Source organism: Burkholderia sp. AU4i (genome assembly GCF_000466765.1).
Taxonomy (GTDB): domain Bacteria; phylum Pseudomonadota; class Gammaproteobacteria; order Burkholderiales; family Burkholderiaceae; genus Burkholderia; species Burkholderia cepacia.
In genome coordinates, this window is sequence record NZ_ASSI01000006.1 from 16,141 (window position 1) to 31,970 (window position 15,830).

At 68.4% G+C, this 15,830-nt stretch carries 17 protein-coding genes and 2 pseudogenes; 13 read left to right on the forward strand and 6 right to left on the reverse strand.

Annotation, left to right across the window (positions count from 1 at the left end; translation table 11 throughout):
• The first annotated feature begins 43 nt into the window (after positions 1-43).
• From L810_RS00330 to denD, 7 genes and pseudogenes are all read left to right on the forward strand, one after another.
• Positions 44-748, forward strand: coding sequence for a FadR/GntR family transcriptional regulator (locus tag L810_RS00330; protein WP_021156333.1), 705 nt, complete (start codon positions 44-46; stop codon positions 746-748).
• Between the two features lie 58 nt (positions 749-806).
• Positions 807-1,709, forward strand: a pseudogene (ltnD, locus tag L810_RS00335) (L-threonate dehydrogenase); the annotation flags it as partial.
• Between the two features lie 19 nt (positions 1,710-1,728).
• Positions 1,729-3,030 (forward strand): 3-oxo-tetronate kinase, encoded by a 1,302-nt coding sequence (gene otnK / locus L810_RS00340; RefSeq protein WP_021156335.1) that lies wholly within the window; start codon positions 1,729-1,731, stop codon positions 3,028-3,030.
• Positions 3,027-3,665, forward strand: coding sequence for a 3-oxo-tetronate 4-phosphate decarboxylase (gene otnC / locus L810_RS00345; protein WP_021156336.1), 639 nt, complete (start codon positions 3,027-3,029; stop codon positions 3,663-3,665). Before otnK ends, otnC begins: the two co-directional genes overlap by 4 nt.
• 113 nt (positions 3,666-3,778) lie before the next feature.
• Positions 3,779-5,104, forward strand: coding sequence for an MFS transporter (locus L810_RS00350; RefSeq protein WP_042972687.1), 1,326 nt, complete (start codon positions 3,779-3,781; stop codon positions 5,102-5,104).
• A gap of 68 nt (positions 5,105-5,172) precedes the next feature.
• On the forward strand, positions 5,173-5,952 hold the full coding sequence (gene otnI, locus L810_RS00355; protein ID WP_021156338.1) for a 2-oxo-tetronate isomerase: 780 nt from the start codon (positions 5,173-5,175) through the stop codon (positions 5,950-5,952).
• Between the two features lie 28 nt (positions 5,953-5,980).
• Positions 5,981-6,952 carry a D-erythronate dehydrogenase gene (gene denD, locus L810_RS00360; protein ID WP_021156339.1) on the forward strand — a complete coding sequence of 324 codons (972 nt, stop codon included), beginning with the start codon at positions 5,981-5,983 and terminating at the stop codon, positions 6,950-6,952.
• Positions 6,953-6,995: 43 nt separating this feature from the next.
• Here the strand turns inward: denD and L810_RS00365 are convergent, their stop codons facing one another.
• The 3 genes from L810_RS00365 to L810_RS46785 form a co-directional block, all read right to left on the reverse strand.
• A complete protein-coding gene (locus L810_RS00365; RefSeq protein ID WP_021156340.1) occupies positions 6,996-8,081 on the reverse strand; it encodes a lysylphosphatidylglycerol synthase domain-containing protein in 1,086 nt (361 codons plus the stop codon).
• Positions 8,078-9,247: a bacteriohopanetetrol glucosamine biosynthesis glycosyltransferase HpnI gene (gene hpnI / locus L810_RS00370; RefSeq protein ID WP_021156341.1), complete on the reverse strand. Its 1,170-nt coding sequence runs from the start codon at positions 9,245-9,247 to the stop codon at positions 8,078-8,080. Before hpnI ends, L810_RS00365 begins: the two co-directional genes overlap by 4 nt.
• Positions 9,248-9,312: 65 nt before the next feature.
• Positions 9,313-9,945 carry a hypothetical protein gene (locus L810_RS46785; protein ID WP_155627507.1) on the reverse strand — a complete coding sequence of 211 codons (633 nt, stop codon included), beginning with the start codon at positions 9,943-9,945 and terminating at the stop codon, positions 9,313-9,315.
• On the opposite strand from L810_RS46785, the gene L810_RS00380 reads away from it, so the two are divergent.
• From L810_RS00380 to L810_RS00390, 3 genes are all read left to right on the forward strand, one after another.
• Positions 9,944-10,603: a response regulator gene (locus L810_RS00380; RefSeq protein WP_021156343.1), complete on the forward strand. Its 660-nt coding sequence runs from the start codon at positions 9,944-9,946 to the stop codon at positions 10,601-10,603. The genes L810_RS46785 and L810_RS00380 overlap by 2 nt on opposite strands.
• Positions 10,600-12,054 (forward strand): ATP-binding protein, encoded by a 1,455-nt coding sequence (locus L810_RS00385; protein ID WP_042972677.1) that lies wholly within the window; start codon positions 10,600-10,602, stop codon positions 12,052-12,054. Before L810_RS00380 ends, L810_RS00385 begins: the two co-directional genes overlap by 4 nt.
• Positions 12,055-12,123: 69 nt before the next feature.
• Positions 12,124-12,651 carry a cytochrome b gene (locus L810_RS00390; protein ID WP_021156345.1) on the forward strand — a complete coding sequence of 176 codons (528 nt, stop codon included), beginning with the start codon at positions 12,124-12,126 and terminating at the stop codon, positions 12,649-12,651.
• A gap of 267 nt (positions 12,652-12,918) precedes the next feature.
• Here the strand turns inward: L810_RS00390 and L810_RS00395 are convergent, their stop codons facing one another.
• Together L810_RS00395 and L810_RS00400 are read right to left on the reverse strand one after the other, a co-directional pair.
• On the reverse strand, positions 12,919-13,194 hold the full coding sequence (locus L810_RS00395) for a DUF4148 domain-containing protein (RefSeq protein ID WP_042972691.1): 276 nt from the start codon (positions 13,192-13,194) through the stop codon (positions 12,919-12,921).
• 71 nt (positions 13,195-13,265) lie between these two features.
• A complete protein-coding gene (locus tag L810_RS00400; RefSeq protein WP_021156348.1) occupies positions 13,266-13,610 on the reverse strand; it encodes a DUF4148 domain-containing protein in 345 nt (114 codons plus the stop codon).
• A 241-nt stretch (positions 13,611-13,851) separates the two neighbouring features.
• Here L810_RS00400 and L810_RS00405 point away from each other — a divergent pair, with 241 nt between their 5' ends.
• Positions 13,852-14,541, forward strand: a complete 690-nt coding sequence (locus L810_RS00405; protein ID WP_021156349.1) for an aspartyl/asparaginyl beta-hydroxylase domain-containing protein — start codon at positions 13,852-13,854, stop codon at positions 14,539-14,541.
• A 93-nt stretch (positions 14,542-14,634) separates the two neighbouring features.
• Here the strand turns inward: L810_RS00405 and L810_RS00410 are convergent, their stop codons facing one another.
• The gene (locus L810_RS00410) at positions 14,635-15,000 is read right to left on the reverse strand and encodes an ASCH domain-containing protein (protein ID WP_051392120.1); all 366 of its coding nucleotides are present in this window, start codon (positions 14,998-15,000) and stop codon (positions 14,635-14,637) included.
• A gap of 235 nt (positions 15,001-15,235) precedes the next feature.
• Between L810_RS00410 and L810_RS00415 the strand changes: the two genes are divergently transcribed.
• Both L810_RS00415 and L810_RS00420 read left to right on the forward strand, forming a co-directional pair.
• Complete coding sequence (locus L810_RS00415) at positions 15,236-15,505, forward strand: MoaD/ThiS family protein (RefSeq protein WP_021156351.1); 270 nt, start codon at positions 15,236-15,238, stop codon at positions 15,503-15,505.
• Between the two features lie 67 nt (positions 15,506-15,572).
• Positions 15,573-15,830: pseudogene (locus L810_RS00420) on the forward strand (exo-alpha-sialidase); the annotation flags it as partial.

Here is a 15,830-nt window from a genome sequence, read left to right on the forward strand (position 1 = left end):
CAAATTTGTATGATGACCACATAACCTTACAAACCAGAGCACCATGTTCGAGAAAATTCCCGCCCGCGCGATGAGCGACCATGTCGCGCAGCAACTGCTCAAGCAGATCGAAGTCGGCAGCTTCTCGGCCACCGGCAAGCTGCCGACGGAGGCCGTGCTCGCGCAGGAATTCGGCGTGAGCCGTACCGTGATCCGCGAGGCGATCTCGCGGCTGAAGAACGAAGGCGTGGTCGAGCCGCGCCAGGGCAGCGGCGTGTACGTGAACCAGCACGGCGCGATCCGGCCGCTGCGGATCGACTATGCGGAAGCGGTCGAGGCCACCTCGCTGCCGCACCTGCTCGCGGTGCGCCGCGCGATCGAGGCCGAGGTCGCGGCCGAAGCGGCCCTGCACCACACCGACGAGGACATGGCCGACATCGACGATGCGCTGCGCAAGATCGACGATGCCGTGGCCGAAGGGCGCGACGGCGTCGCGGAAGACGTCGCGTTCCACCGCACGATCGCGGCCGTCACCGGCAACCCGTATTTCCTGAAGACGCTGCAGTTCCTGAACCAGTACCTCGAAGCCGGCGTGAAGGTCACGCGGCGCAACGAAGCAACGCGCGAGGACTTCTCGCGCCAGGTGCGCGACGAACACGCGGCGATCGCCGACGCGATCCGCGCGCGCGACCCGATGGCCGCGCGCAACGCGGCTCGCACGCACATGTACAACGCCGCCCGCCGTCTCGCGGAAGCCGGCATCTGCTGAAGCCGGCGGCCGCGGCCGTTACCGGCGGCGCCGCTGTCACGAACCTCTCCCGAATCGATCAAGGTTGACCATGTCACGAAATGTTGGAGTCATCGGCCTCGGCGCGATGGGCCTCGGCGTCGCCCGCTCGCTGCTGCGCGCCGGCCTGCGCGTGCACGCATGCGACGTGCGCGACACCGTGCTGCAGGCATTCGCGGCCGAAGGCGGCATCGCCTGCGCGACGCCGGCCGAACTCGGCGCGTTGTGCGACGTCGTCGTCACGCTCGTCGTGAATGCCGCGCAGACTGAAACGGTGCTGTTCGGCGAGCACGGCGCGGTCGCGGCGATGAAGCCGGGCGGCGTCGTGATCGCCAGCGCGACCGTCGCGCCGGAATTCGCGGTGGCGCTCGGCGCACGCATCGAGGCCGCCGGCCTGCAGATGCTCGATGCGCCCGTGTCCGGCGGCGCCGCGCGCGCGGCCTCCCGCGAGATGACGATGATGACGTCGGGCCCGGCCGCCGCATACGCGGGCTGCGAGGACGTGCTCGCCGCGATCGCCGGCAAGGTCTATCGCCTCGGCGATGCGCACGGCATCGGCTCGAAGGTGAAGATCATCAACCAGTTGCTGGCCGGCGTGCATATCGCCGCGGCGGCCGAGGCGATGGCGCTGGGCCTGCGCGAAGGCGTCGATGCCGACGCGCTGTACGACGTGATCACGCACAGCGCCGGCAATTCGTGGATGTTCGAGAACCGCGTGCCGCACATCCTGAACGGCGACTACACGCCGCTGTCGGCCGTCGACATCTTCGTGAAGGATCTCGGCCTCGTGCTCGATACCGCGCGCCGCAGCAAGTTCCCGCTGCCGCTGTCGGCCACCGCGCACCAGATGTTCATGAGCGCGTCGAGCGCCGGCCACGGCGGCGAGGACGATTCCGCCGTGATCAAGACTTTCCCCGGCATCACGCTGCCGCCCGCCCGCTGATTCGAACGACGTACCCGCCATGACCGCTCCCGTTTCCCGTCCCCTGCTCGGCTGCATCGCCGACGATTTCACCGGCGCGACCGATCTCGCGAACATGCTCGTCAAAAGCGGCATGCGCACCGTGCAGACGATCGGCGTGCCGGCCGACGGCGCCGCAGTCGACACGCTGATCGATGCGGACGCAATCGTCGTCGCGCTGAAGTCGCGCACGATCCCCGCGGCCGACGCCGTCGCGCAATCGCTCGCCGCCTACGCATGGCTGCGCGAGCAAGGCTGCCGGCAATTCTTCTTCAAGTACTGCTCGACGTTCGATTCGACCGACGCGGGCAACATCGGGCCCGTCGCCGATGCGCTGCTCGATGCGGCCGGCGGCGGCTTCACGATCGCATGCCCGGCGTTCCCCGAGAACGGCCGCACGATCTATCGCGGCCACCTGTTCGTCGGCGACGTGCTGCTGAACGAATCGGGCATGGAAAACCATCCGCTCACGCCGATGAAGGACGCGAACCTCGTGCGCGTGCTGCAGCGGCAAACGAAGTCGCCCGTCGGCCTGATCCGCTACGACACGATCGCGCTGGGCGCGGCCGCCGTGCGCACGCGGATCGACCAGTTGCGTGCGGAAGGCGCACGCTTCGCGATCGCCGACGCGCTGTCGGACCGCGACCTCTACGTGCTCGGCGAAGCCTGCGCGGGCCTGCCGCTCGTCACCGGCGGCTCGGGCATCGCGCTCGGCCTGCCCGCGAATTTCCGCCGCGCGGAGCAACTGCCCGAGCGCGACAACGCGGCTTCGCTGCCGCGTATCGACGGCCTGTCGGCGGTGCTCGCCGGCAGTGCATCGAAGGCCACCAACGCGCAGGTCGCCGCATGGCGCGCCACGCGGCCGAACTTCCGCATCGATCCGCTCGCGGCCTCGCGCGGCGAACCCGTCGTCGACCAGGCACTCGCGTTCGCGCGCACGCACCTGCCGCAGCCCGTGCTGATCTATGCGACCGCGACGCCTGACGAAGTGAAGGCCGTACAACAAGCACTCGGCGTCGACGCGGCCGGCCATCTCGTCGAAGCCACGCTCGCGGCGATCGCGCGCGGGCTGCGCGATCTCGGCGTGCGCAAGTTCGTCGTCGCCGGCGGCGAGACGTCCGGCGCGGTCGTGCAGGCGCTCGACGTGAAGTCGCTGCAGATCGGCGCGCAGATCGATCCGGGCGTGCCGGCGACGGCCACCATCGACGCAGCGCCGCTCGGCCTCGCGCTGAAGTCCGGCAACTTCGGCACCACGGACTTTTTCGACAAGGCGCTGCGCGCGCTGGACGGAGCCGCACGATGAGCGACGAAGCGAAACTGCGCGAGGAGATCTGCGTCGTCGGCGCCAGCCTGTACGCGCGCGGCCACGCGGTCGGGAGCGCCGGCAACATCAGCGCGCGGCTGCCCGACGGCTGGCTGATCACGCCGACCGACGCGTGCCTCGGCCGGCTCGACCCGAACGACATCGCGAAGGTCGGCCTCGACGGCCAGCCCGTATCGGGCGGCAAGCCGTCGAAGACGCTCGCACTGCATCGCGGTATCTACGCGCGCAATGCCGAAGCGAACGGCGTCGTCCACACCCATTCGACGCACCTCGTCGCGCTGACGCTCGCGGGCGTATGGCGCGACACCGACGTGCTGCCGCCGATCACGCCGTACTACGTGATGAAGGTCGGCCACATTCCGCTGATCCGCTACCGCCGCCCCGGCGATCCGGGCGTCGCGGCGGAAGTCGCGGCGCTCGCCGACCAGGTGCGCGGCGTGCTGCTCGACCGCCTCGGCCCGGTGATGTGGGGGCCATCGGTGTCGCACGCGTCGTATGCACTCGAAGAACTCGAGGAAACGGCGCGGCTGTGGTTGATGACGAACCCGAAACCCGAACCGCTCGACGAGGCCGCGCTCGACGAATTGCGCGCCAGCTTCGGCGCGCGCTGGTAGCGACGTACCCCGCAACGATTTCCATGCCCGCCGTGTGCGCGGGCCCTTCCGTCAGCACACGCAACGATCCGGCGGCGTACGCGCCGCCGGCACACAACATCCTGGAGACGACGATGACTGCTCTCGACGCGGCCGCTGGCCGCTCGCCCGCCGCGCCCGCCCACGCCGCGGAACTCGACCGCACCTACAAGAAAGTGTTCTGGCGCATCGTGCCGTTCCTGATGCTCTGCTACGTGGTCGCGTATCTCGACCGCGTGAACGTCGGCTTCGCGAAGCTGCAGATGTCGCAGGATCTCGCGTTCAGCGAAACCGTGTTCGGGCTCGGCGCGGGAATCTTCTTCCTTGGCTATTTTCTGTTCGAACTGCCAAGCAACATGCTGATGCACCGTATCGGCGCACGCATCTGGATCGCGCGGATCATGATCACGTGGGGCCTGCTGTCCGGGCTGTTCGCATTCGTGCAGACGCCGACGCAGTTCTACGTGCTGCGCTTCCTGCTCGGCCTCGCGGAAGCCGGCTTCTATCCCGGCGTGATCCTGTATCTCACGTACTGGTTCCCGTCGCATCGCCGCGCGAAGATCATCGCGGTGTTCATGTCCGCGATTCCCGTGTCGGGCATCTTCGGCAACCCGCTGTCGGGCTGGATCATGGAGCGCTTCCACGGCGGCTCGGGTTTCCACGGCTGGCAATGGATGTTCATGATCGAAGCCGTGCCGGCCGTGCTCGTCGGCATCGCGACCATCCTGTATCTCGACAACAGCATCCGCGGCGCGAAGTGGCTCGACGAACGCGAGAAACAACTGCTGGAGGACGAGATCGCCGCGCAGCCGCAGGAACAGCAACAGCACGGCCACTCGCTGAAGGCCGTGTTCGCCGACCCGCGCATGTGGTGGATGTCGCTGATCTACTTCGCGTTCGTCACGGGCCAGTACGGCCTCACGTTCTGGATGCCGACGCTCGTGAAGTCGACCGGCATCACCGATACGCTGCAGATCGGCCTGCTGTCCGCGATCCCGTTCCTCGTCGCGATCGTCGTGATGAACCTGTTCGGCCACAGCGCGGACAAGCGCCGCGAACGCCGCTGGCACCTGATCGTGCCCGCGCTGATGGGCGCGGTCGGGTTTGCGGTCGCCGCGTCGTACTCGCACAATACGGCGGTGTCGATCGTGTTCCTGTCGCTCGCGGCGGGCGGCGTGCTGACCTGCGCACCGCTGTTCTGGTCGCTGCCGACCGCGTTCCTCGCGGGCTCCGCGGCCGCCGCCGGGATCGCGATCATCAACTCGGTCGGCAACCTCGCCGGGTTCGCGAGCCCGTACGTGATCGGCTACCTGAAGGACGTCACGCACAGCACGGCGTCCGGCATGTACGTGCTGGCCGCGATGCTCGTGATCGGCGCGATCGCCGTCTGGCTCACGCCCGCGAAACTCGTGAACCGCTGAACCGCCGAGTTGCCATTCGACGCGGGGCGGCACATGCCCCGCCCCATTCATTCACAGGACCCGCTGCCATGCCACGCTTCGCCGCCAACCTCTCGATGATGTACACCGAGCACGCGTTCCTCGAACGCTTCGCCGCTGCCGCCTACGACGGCTTCAAGGCCGTCGAGTACCTGTTCCCGTACGACTTCGCCGCCGAGGACATCCGCGCGCGCCTCGACGCGCACCACCTCGAACAGGCGCTGTTCAACGCGCCGCCCGGCGACTGGGCCGCAGGCGAACGCGGCACCGCATCGCTGCCGGGCCGCGAGGACGAGTTCCGGCGCGGCATCGACCAGGCGCTCGACTATGCACGCGTGCTCGGCAACCGGAAGCTGCACGTGATGGCCGGGATGGTGCCGCCGGGCGCCGACCGTGCACGCCATCGCGACACCTACCTGTCGAACCTGCGCCATGCCGCGCAGGCCGCTGCCGCGCACGGCATCACGATCCTGATCGAGCCGATCAACCAGCGCGACATGCCCGGCTATTTCCTGAGCCGCCAGGACGACGCGCAGGCGATCCGCGCGGAAGTCGGCGCGCCGAACCTGAAGGTGCAGTTCGACTGCTACCACTGCCAGATCGTCGAAGGCGATCTCGCGACGAAGCTCCGGCGCGATTTCGCGGGCATCGGCCATATCCAGATCGCGGGCGTGCCCGACCGCCACGAGCCGGATCTCGGCGAACTCAACTACCCGTATCTGTTCGAGCTGATCGACACGCTCGGCTACGACGGCTGGATCGGTTGCGAGTACCGCCCGAAGGCCGGCACGTCGGAAGGGCTCGGCTGGCTCAGGGCCTGTTCCCGCTAATTCACGCATTCCTCGGAAGGTAACGAACATGAAAGTACTGATCACCGGCGGCGCCGGCTTTCTCGGCCAGCGTCTGGCGCGCAAGCTGCTCGAGCGCGGCGAACTGAGCGGCCCCGACGGCCGCAGCGAGAAGATCGACGAGCTGGTGCTGCTCGACGTCGTCGAAGGCAGCGATTTCGGCGATGCGCGCGTGACGTCGATCGTCGGCGACATCGCCGATCGCGCGGTGCTCGAACGCGCGATCGACACGCAAACCGGCGCGATCTTCCACCTCGCGGCAATCGTCAGCGGGCAGGCCGAGGCCGATTTCGATCTCGGCATGCGGATCAACCTCGACGCGTCGCGCGCGCTGCTCGAAGTGTGTCGCGCGCGTGGCCACCGGCCGCGCGTCGTGTTCACGAGCTCGGTCGCGGTGTATGGCGGCACGCTCCCCGACGTCGTGCAGGACGACACCGCGCTGAACCCGCAATCGTCCTACGGCGCGGAGAAGGCGATTGCCGAGCTGTTGCTGTGCGACTACGCGCGGCGCGGCTTCGTCGACGGCCGCGTGCTGCGGCTGCCGACGATCAGCGTGCGGCCGGGCCGCCCGAACGCGGCCGCATCGTCGTTCGCGAGCGGCATCATCCGCGAGCCGCTGAACGGCGAGGAAAGCGTGTGCCCGGTGCCGGGTTCGACGCGGCTGTGGCTGCTGTCGCCGCGCGGCGCGATCGAAGCGCTCGTCGCGGGCTGCGAAATCGACAGCGCGAAGCTCGGCAACAAACGCGTGATCAATTTGCCCGGCCTGTCGGTATCGGTCGACGAAATGATCGCGGCGCTGCGCGAAGTCGCGGGCGACGAAGTCGTGAAGCTGATCCGCCATGTGCCCGACGAGCGCGTCGAGAAGATCGTCGGCAGCTGGCCGGGCCGCTGGGATACGTCGCGCGCGGAAGCCCTCGGATTGAAGGGCGACACGTCGTTCGCGGACGTGATCCGCAGCCATCTCGCCGACGAACGGCGCTGATTCCCGCGCCGCCGGCCGCGCGGGCACGGGCTGCGCGGCCGCATCAATGCGGCCGGGCGGATTCCCCGATGGGCAACGACGCGCGTTTCGTTCCGCCCGGCCGGTTCGCCGAACCGGCCGCCCACTGCCACGCGAGCAGGCCCGGCAGATAGAACAGCAGGTCGCGCACGCGGCGGGCGCCGGCCAGGGCGAGACACGTCGGCGGATCGAACCCGAGGAGCCCGCCGATCAGCACGAAGCCGCCCTCCTGCACGCCGAGGCCGCCCGGCATCAGGAACGCGATACTGCTCACGAGCTGGATCAGCGCCTCGATCGCGAGCGCCTGCGCGAAGGTCGGCTCCGCGCCGAGAAAGACCAGCGCGAGCCAGATTTCCAGCGCGTAACCCACGAACTGCAGGGTTTGCCAGATCGCGAGGTAGCGCACGACGATGCCGGTCTTTCTCCAGATCATCCGGATCGACTGATCGGTACGCGCCGATTCGCCGACGAGCGCCACCACCTTCCCGCTCGTGACGCGGTTCAGCACGCGCATCGCGCGCTCGAACGGCCGCGCATGCTGCACCAGCGCGAACAGCAGCAGCACCGGCACCAGCGCGGCCATGCCGATCGCGAGGTTCCCGGCCACCCGGGCGGCATCGGACGAGACGTGCCCGAGCACGTAGCCGATCGCGACCAGCGCGAACACCAGCTGGCTGATCAGCGTCAGCTGCATGTCGGCGACGAGGCTGGCCACGGCCGTCGCCGGCCGCACGCCCGCCTGTCGCAGCATGCCGAACGACACGATCTCGCCGCCGATCCGCGCGACCGGCAGCAGCCCGTTGATCGACTCGCGAATCCACACGAGTTTCAGCATCGTCGCGAACGACGGCCGGCGCGGGCCGCGGATCAGCATCCGCCAGTCCCACGCATTCGCGAGCATCGGCAGGAGGTGGGCCAGCGCCGCGAGCAGCAATCCGGCGCCGGCAATCTGCAGGCGATGCAGGATGTCCAGCGGATGCTCGCGCCAGATCAGCCACACGGCGAGCGCCAGCCCGCCCAGCGCCGCGGCCTGCCCCGCGCGCCGAAGCCGCGCGTCGCTGCGCGCGACGTTCCGGGCTGCGTCGCCGCCGGGGTTCGTCTGCGTCGTCATGATTCGCTCGCCGCCGACAACAGCCCTTCCCGGTTCACGCGAAAGCGCGTGCCGCGCCACACGACATGCGACGAGAAGAAGCTCGACACGAACACGAAGAACTGCAGGAGATCGACGAACGGCAGCCAGATTGCGCCGCGCAGCCCCGCGCCGGTTGCACGGCTCGTTCTCAGCATCAGCAGCACCCGTGCGGCGAGCGCCGCGACCGCCAGCGCGCACGCGGCGGCCGTGCCGCCCGAGAACAGCAGCGCCAGCAGCGCGAGCGGCACCGGGTGCATCAGCACCGAGCCCGCATGACCGAGCCGGTCCGCCGCGCGAATCGTGCAGCTCCAGCGCAACTCGTGGGCGTACAGCCTCGAGAACGTCTCCTCGACGCACGCATGCCCGACGACGAACGGCGGAATGACGACCTGCGCGCCCGCCTGCCGCACCGCTTCGCCCAGCGCGTGATCCTCGGCCAGGTGATGCGCGAATCGCGCGAGGCCGCCGATACGTTCGAGCGTCGCGCGCGTGATCGCAATCGTCTGGCCAAAGCACGGCCGCGCACGCCCGATGAAGAGCCCGGTGATCACGCCCGGCAGGAAATGGTAGTTCGTCATCGCGACGGCGATCCCGGGCCAGAAACCCGGCGATGCGACACCGCGGTACACACTCGTCACGATGCCGACATCCGGCTGCTGCAGCGCGCCGACGACCGCGCGCAGATAATCGCGCTCGACCAGCACGTCGCTGTCGGCGAGGCACAGCACCGAATACTCCGCGTGTTCGAGCATGTTCACGAGATTGCCGATCTTGCGGTTCGGCCCGTACAGCCGCGCATCGGCGACGACCTTGATGTTCGCGTCAGGGTAGCGTGCACGCAGCGTCTCGACGGCCGCGAGTGCCGCGTCGCCTGCATCGTGCACGCCGAACAGGTGCTGGACCGGGCCCGGGTAATCCTGCACGAAGAAGCTTTCGAGATGCTGTACGAGCTGCCACTCGTCGCCGTGCAGCGGCTTCGCGACGGTGACGCCCGGATACTCGCGCGGCTGCGCCGCCGGCCTCGAAAAGAACCGCCCGACCAGCACGCTGGCCGCGACCGTATACGCAATACCCAGCAATACGCCCAGCCCGCAGACGATCGACATCGCGCCGGCCAGCGCGTGCAGCACATGCAGCAACACCATGCGATTCCCCAGTGGTGGCCCGGCGGGACCGTGGTGCATCGGGGCGGGCACGCGCGAAGGCGGGCTCACCCGTGTGCGTAGCGGAACCGATTTCCGTTGAGCCGGATATGAAGGATGACCAGCCGACGGTACGCGCAATCGGATGACACTGCTACCGTGTGACGATCGATTCCGGTCACGTGTACGAATCCGCAATCCAGCGCCGCCCTGAACGCCGCGCGGGCAAGCTTGCGGACCGAAAGGATCGCGGTGACGATCGCGACGACGGTCCACATGCGAAACGTCATCGTCGTGAAAAATGCCTCGGGTACGCGCAGCGCCAGCCATGAAACCAGCACGAAGCACTGAACGAACATGCCGGCCAGCGCGGCGATCAGCAGGTAGGCGCGCCATCGCTCGATCGTTGAGGGGGCCATGAGGAATGAATCTCCCGTACGGGCGACTCGCGTCGAACGGACATCGATCGGCAAGGTCGCGGATTGACGGGCAAGCCGGACAGGCGTGACCCGGTTCGGGATCAGGGGCAGCGGAAAATCCCCCCTGGAAGCGGTGTGGCCGATGGTAGCGGGATTGCCGCCGCCGAACCTTAAGCGTTCTTCAGAATCGGAAGAAGTTTGATCCAGCACAATTACAATCCGTTGCACGGCAGGTGCGGCGCGCTCGTACAATCGCAGGCATCCCGCCCCCGAATCGACCATGCGACTCCTCCTTGTTGAAGACGACGACCTGATCGGCAGCGGTCTCGAGATCAGCCTGACCCAGGCCGGCTATCACGTGGACTGGTTGCGCGACGGTCACGCAGCGGCAGCCGCGCTCGCGACCACGCGCTTCGCGCTCGTCGTGCTCGATCTCGGCCTGCCCGGGAAATCGGGCACCGAGCTGCTGCGCGCGTTGCGCGATGCGGGCGATACCGTCCCCGTGCTGGTCCTGACCGCGCGCGGCACCGTGGCCGACCGCGTCCGCGGCCTCGACGACGGCGCCGACGACTATCTCGCGAAACCGTTCGAACTGACCGAAGTCCTCGCCCGCTGCCGCGCGCTCGTGCGCCGCTCGCAAGGCCGCGCCGGCGACGAGATCGTGTGGCGCGACATCACGATCGACCTGACCGCCCACACGGTGACACGCGATGCGTCGCGCATCGCGCTCACGTCGCGCGAGTGGGCCATCCTGGTCCAGCTCGTCAGCCACCCGGGCGCGCCGCAGTCGCGCTCGCGCCTCGAGGACACCCTGTACGGCTGGCAGGAAGGTATCGAAAGCAATGCGATCGAGGTGCATGTGTCGAACCTGCGCAAGAAGCTCGGCGCGGAACTGATCCGCACCGTTCGAGGCGTCGGCTACGTCGTCGATCTCGCATGACGTCCCGCTCGATACGGCGCCGGGTTTCGTCGATGGCGCTCGGCTGCGTGACGGTCGTGTGGCTCGTCGCCGTGTTCGGCAGCTTCCGGTATGCGACGCGCGAGATCGGCGAATGGGAAGACGCCCGCCTCGTCGAATATGCGTCGCTGCTGGTCAATCTCTCGCCTGCCGACCTCGACCGCCTCGCCCGTGTGCCGCCGGACGCGCGTGTCGAACTGGATCGCCGCGGCTCGAAACCCGCCCCCGAAACCGACGGCGATCGCCTTCCGCGCGACGTGCTGTTCGAGGTGCGCGACGCACGGGGCCAGGTCGTCGCGTCGAGCCTCCCGGCCGGCGCCGCCGGCCTGCCCGACGCGCACGACCCGCGCGGTGTTCCTGAAACGATCGTCATCCGCGGCGCGTCATGGCGTACGCACACGCTGCGCGACGACGCGTCGGGACGCCGGATCCGCGTGATGGAAATCGCGAACACGCGCAGCGACCTGGCGACCGGCACCGCGCGCGGCATCGTCCTGCCGTTGATCGTCGCGCTCCCGGTGCTGGCGCTGCTCCTCTGGTACCTGATCGGACGCGGTCTCGCGCCGTTGAAGACGCTGTCGACGCTGATCGGCGCACGCGACGCGCGATCGCTCGAACCGCTCGGCATCGCCGCCGTGCCGGACGAAGTGCGCCCGCTGGTCGACGCGATCGACCGCCTGCTGGCCCGGCTGCGGCAATCGATCGTGCGCGAGCGCGCGTTCACGTCCGACGCCGCGCACGAGCTCAAGACACCGCTTGCCGCGATCAAGGTCCAGGCCCAGGTAGCCATCGCGACCGACGATCCGGCACTCCAGCGGCTCGCGATGCAGCGGGTCGTTCAAGGCGTCGACCGCAGTGCGCGTCTCGCCGAGCAGTTGCTGCTGCTCGCGCGGCTCGACGAATACGAACGCATTCCGACACGCGCGGTCGCCGTTCGCGAACTCGTCGAAGCCGCCCTCGACCGCCATCTCGCGAAGGCGTCGGACAAAGCCATCGACCTCGTGGCCGGCCCCGTCTCCGAGCGCGCGATCGACGCCGATCCGATCCTGATCGGCATCCTGCTCGACAACCTCGTCGACAACGCCGTGAAGTACGGCCGCCCGGGCGGCCGCATCGAGCTCGGCGTGCGCGACGACGGCGCACTGCAATGCATCGTCGTTCGCGACGACGGGCCCGGTGTCGCCCCCGGCGAGCACGAGCGGCTCGGCGACCGCTTCTATCGCGGCAGCGGCGCGCAGTCGCCCGGCAGCGGGCTCGGGTTGTCGATCGTCACGCGCATCGCGCAATACCTGGGCGGCACCGTGCAGTTCGGGCCCGGCATCGGCGGCCAGGGCCTCGGTGTCGCGGTTGCACTGCCGTCGGCCGGCGCGGGCGAAGCGACGCCGGCAGGCTCACCCGACGACCGATCGCCGCGTGAGATGCCGCATGCTTAACGTTTCGTTAAGCATGCGGTCGTAGAATCCCCCCGTCCGATACCGTCCCCGCCGTACGCAGGAGTCTCCATGTCCACACCCGCCCGATATGACACCGTTGCGCGTTTTCTTCACTGGTTGATCGTCGCGCTGATCGTCGCGCAATATGCGATCGGCTGGACGATGCCCGACGTGCATCGCGATACGCAGCCCGTCGGCCTGATCGCCGCGCACCTGATCGTGGGCACCGCACTGCTCGCCGCGATGGCCTGCCGCGTGCTGTGGCGCGCGACGCATCGCCCGCCGGCGAACGACCTGTCTCCTGCAATGCGTGCGCTGTCGGGCGTCACGCATTTCGCGCTCTACGCGCTGCTGATCGCCGTGCCGCTGCTCGGCTGGATCAACGCATCGTCGCGCGCGTGGGGCGTGACGCTGCTCGGGATCGTGCCGCTGCCCGCGCTGTCGGCGGCCGGTTCCGGATTCGGCCACGCGATGGGCGACGTGCACGGCATCCTCGCCTGGGTGCTGTTCGCCGGCATTTGCCTGCACGTCGCAGCGGCGCTGGCGCACCGCTTCGTGCTGCGCGACCAGGTCCTGCAGCGCATGATGCCCTGGTGATCGCACGATCGGCAGCGCGGCATGGCAGGGCGTGCATGAACCGGCCTGCCGCCAGGGCCGCACGCGTCGTCGCCCCGGCTCATCGCGCGACCGGCCGGCCTGACCATCGCGCGCCGCCGGCCAGATGATCGCGGCGCCGAGCGAAGCGGCGCGCGATCACGGGCACGGCGGCCGGCGCCCTTCCACCGCGTCGGGCGGCACGAACGGCTGCCGGACGGCCGTGCCGCGAACACGACGGCCTGAAGTCGCACAAGACCATATCGGCACCTAGTTGCTGTTCTGCGCCGGCATACCGGCCGCCGGTACATGCGCGGCGGCAGCCGCCATCCGGGCCCGGTCCTGTTCGGCAAGCCTCGCTTGCGCCGCCTGGATGTCCGCCGGATACTCGCCGTCGTCCCCTTTCGCCGGGTCGTACCCGGCTGCTTCCAGGCGCATCAATTCGTCGCGAACCTGCGCGCGCGTCAGCGGCGCGGCCGATTGCGCGAAGGCCGACTGACCGACGATCGCCGCGATCATCGTCAGTACTGCGATATATGCTTTCATCATGAACTCCTTTCATGTTCCATATCGATCAACCTGGGTGAATGCCTGCACTGCGAACGCAGGCGGCTGCGTCAGCTGCCGAAATAGATCGTGCAGAAACTCGCCGGGCCGACGCATGCGGCGGAATGCTGGCGTGGCGCCATCGTCGCCGGCTTGCCCGCATCGGACGACGCGGCCGGCTCGCTGCCGACTGCCGTGCCGGCCTGGCGCTGCGGCATCCGTTCGACCTGCTGCCGGAACAGCGGGCTCACGTCCGGATACGACGTATCGGTCACGAAGCGCAGCCCCTGGTTCTCGGCGTCGATCAGTTGCTGCCTGACCTGCGCGCGCGTCAGTGCCTGCGCCGATGCGGGCGCCGCGACACCCGCGAAAGAAATCGCCGCCACGGCGGCGGTCAACAGCCAATGCTTGTTCATGTTCCACTCCTTAAGAAGTCAACGAGACGACGTGCTACACCCGTATGACGACGGAGCGTGTGCATTTATTCCCGCATGTCGCGGCCCGGATCACGCGGCTTCCGCGGCTCCGGGGGGGCGTGGAACGAACCTTCATGAATCTGTCATTCTTTCGTCAGCCGGCGTAACCTGACGTAACGCAGCGCCCGACCCGCTTCGGGCAGACTGACGTCACCCTTTTCGGATCGCGCCTCGATCGACCATGTCCGTCGCTTACGACTATGCAGCCGGCCTGCTGCGCAAGCTGTACGACCGCCATATCGACGGCGGTGCGGTGCTCGATACGGCCGCGTTTCCCGATGCCGCGCGTTTCGTCCGTGCGTGGCCCGCCATCCAGGCAGAGGCATTCGCCGTGGCGCGCGACATGGCGCGCATCCCGCGCTTCCACGAGATCATGCGCGAGCAGTACGACATCTCGGCCAACGATGCACGCGACTGGCGGATGTTCATCATGCAGGCGTACGGCCAGCCATTCCCGCGCAACCTGTCGCGCTGCCCGACCGTCGCGTCGATCGTCGCAACGTCGCCGGACGTGCTGTCCGCATCGCTGTCGTTCCTCGCGCCCGGCAAGCACATTCCACCGCATCGCGGGCCGTTTCGCGGCATCCTGCGCGGCTATCTCGTGCTGTCGATGCCGAAGCGCGCGGACGGCACGCCGGCCGCCGTGCTGAAGGTGGACGGCCACGAATACCGGCTCGACGAAGGCCGTTTCCTGCTGTGGGACGATACGTTCATGCACGAGGTGTGGAACGACAGCGACGCAGTGCGGATCGTGCTGCTGCTCGATATCCGTCGGCGCGGCATGCCGCGTTTGCTCACGTGGCTGTCGAATGCGGTGATCGGCGTCGTGCGGATCGGGATCAGGATACGCGGGCGATCGATTCCGGTTTAGCGCAGGCGGCGGGCACTCTCCGGGCGCTTCGTTTCGACTGCCCTCTCTGATGTCGAAAGGGCGTCTGGGCCGGCCCGGATGCAGGCGAAATCATCAGGACACCTTTCCGAAATCATCCGGCAACGCATAGATGCCGCGCTTCGCGACGCACGGAACAGGCGGCGCGATCTGCCGAACGTTCACCAGTTCCCAGCACACGTATCCGGCACACCATTGCTTGCCTTGCGAGCGGGCTTCATCGGGCGTCCAGTCGTGCACCCCCATGACATCAACCATCGCGAGCGCGATACCGTCGGGATCCTCCTGCCCGTCCTGTCGCAGGAAGATCGTGTTCTGCACCAGCACGAGATCGCGCAACGGCATGGCCGGCGGCGCCCACGAGCGGATCTCCACGCGCTTGCGGCCCGCGACGATATCGTCGACGGCCGGTTTGACGATCGACAGCGCGGATCGCGGCATGGCGGGAATGTCCTTCATCGGCAAGTGGAGAGCATGCGGCCGTCGCGCGGCATGGCGGCCGAATCCGGCCTGCGATGGCAGCCCGGGCGGGATTGTTGCCGATCCGCGTGATCGTGTCGACCGCGACGGATCGACACGCCGGCGCACGGCGACTACGAGACGTCGTCTTTGCGCCCCCGACGGATCGCCTAAACTAAAGACCGTCCCTTCCGCGCGGCTCCTGCCGGCTCCCGCCATGGCGCACCTCTTCTTCGCCGCCTCGATCCAGCGGCATATCGAAACGCCCGAGCGCGAAATCGACGCCCGCACGGTCGGCGAAGCATTCGACACTGTTTTCGGCGAGCAGCCGCGACTGCGCGGCTACATCCTCGACGACCAGGGCGCGCTGCGCAAACACCTGTCGGTATTCATCGACGGCCAGCCGATACGCGACCGTCAGCGCCTGTCCGACGTGCTCGGCGACGCGAGCCGGGTCTATGTCGTACAGGCGCTGACGGGCGGATAAAGGGACGGATATATCGGGCCGGACCCGGTGCGAGAACGCCCGGACGGCCCCTCAGGAGACATCGCATATGAACGATCGACTGCTCGTCGGCACCCGCAAGGGCCTGTTCATCCTGCAGCCCGACGGCCACGGCGGCTGGACGCCCGGCGAACCGCATTTCATCGGCGAGCCCGTCAGCATGGTGCTCGCCGACCCGCGCGACGGCACGCTGTATGCGGCGCTCAACCTCGGCCATTTCGGCGTGAAACTGCATCGCCAGCGAGCCGGCGCCACCGGCTGGGAAGAATGCGCGGTCCCCGTCTACCCGCCGCAACCGGCCGACGCG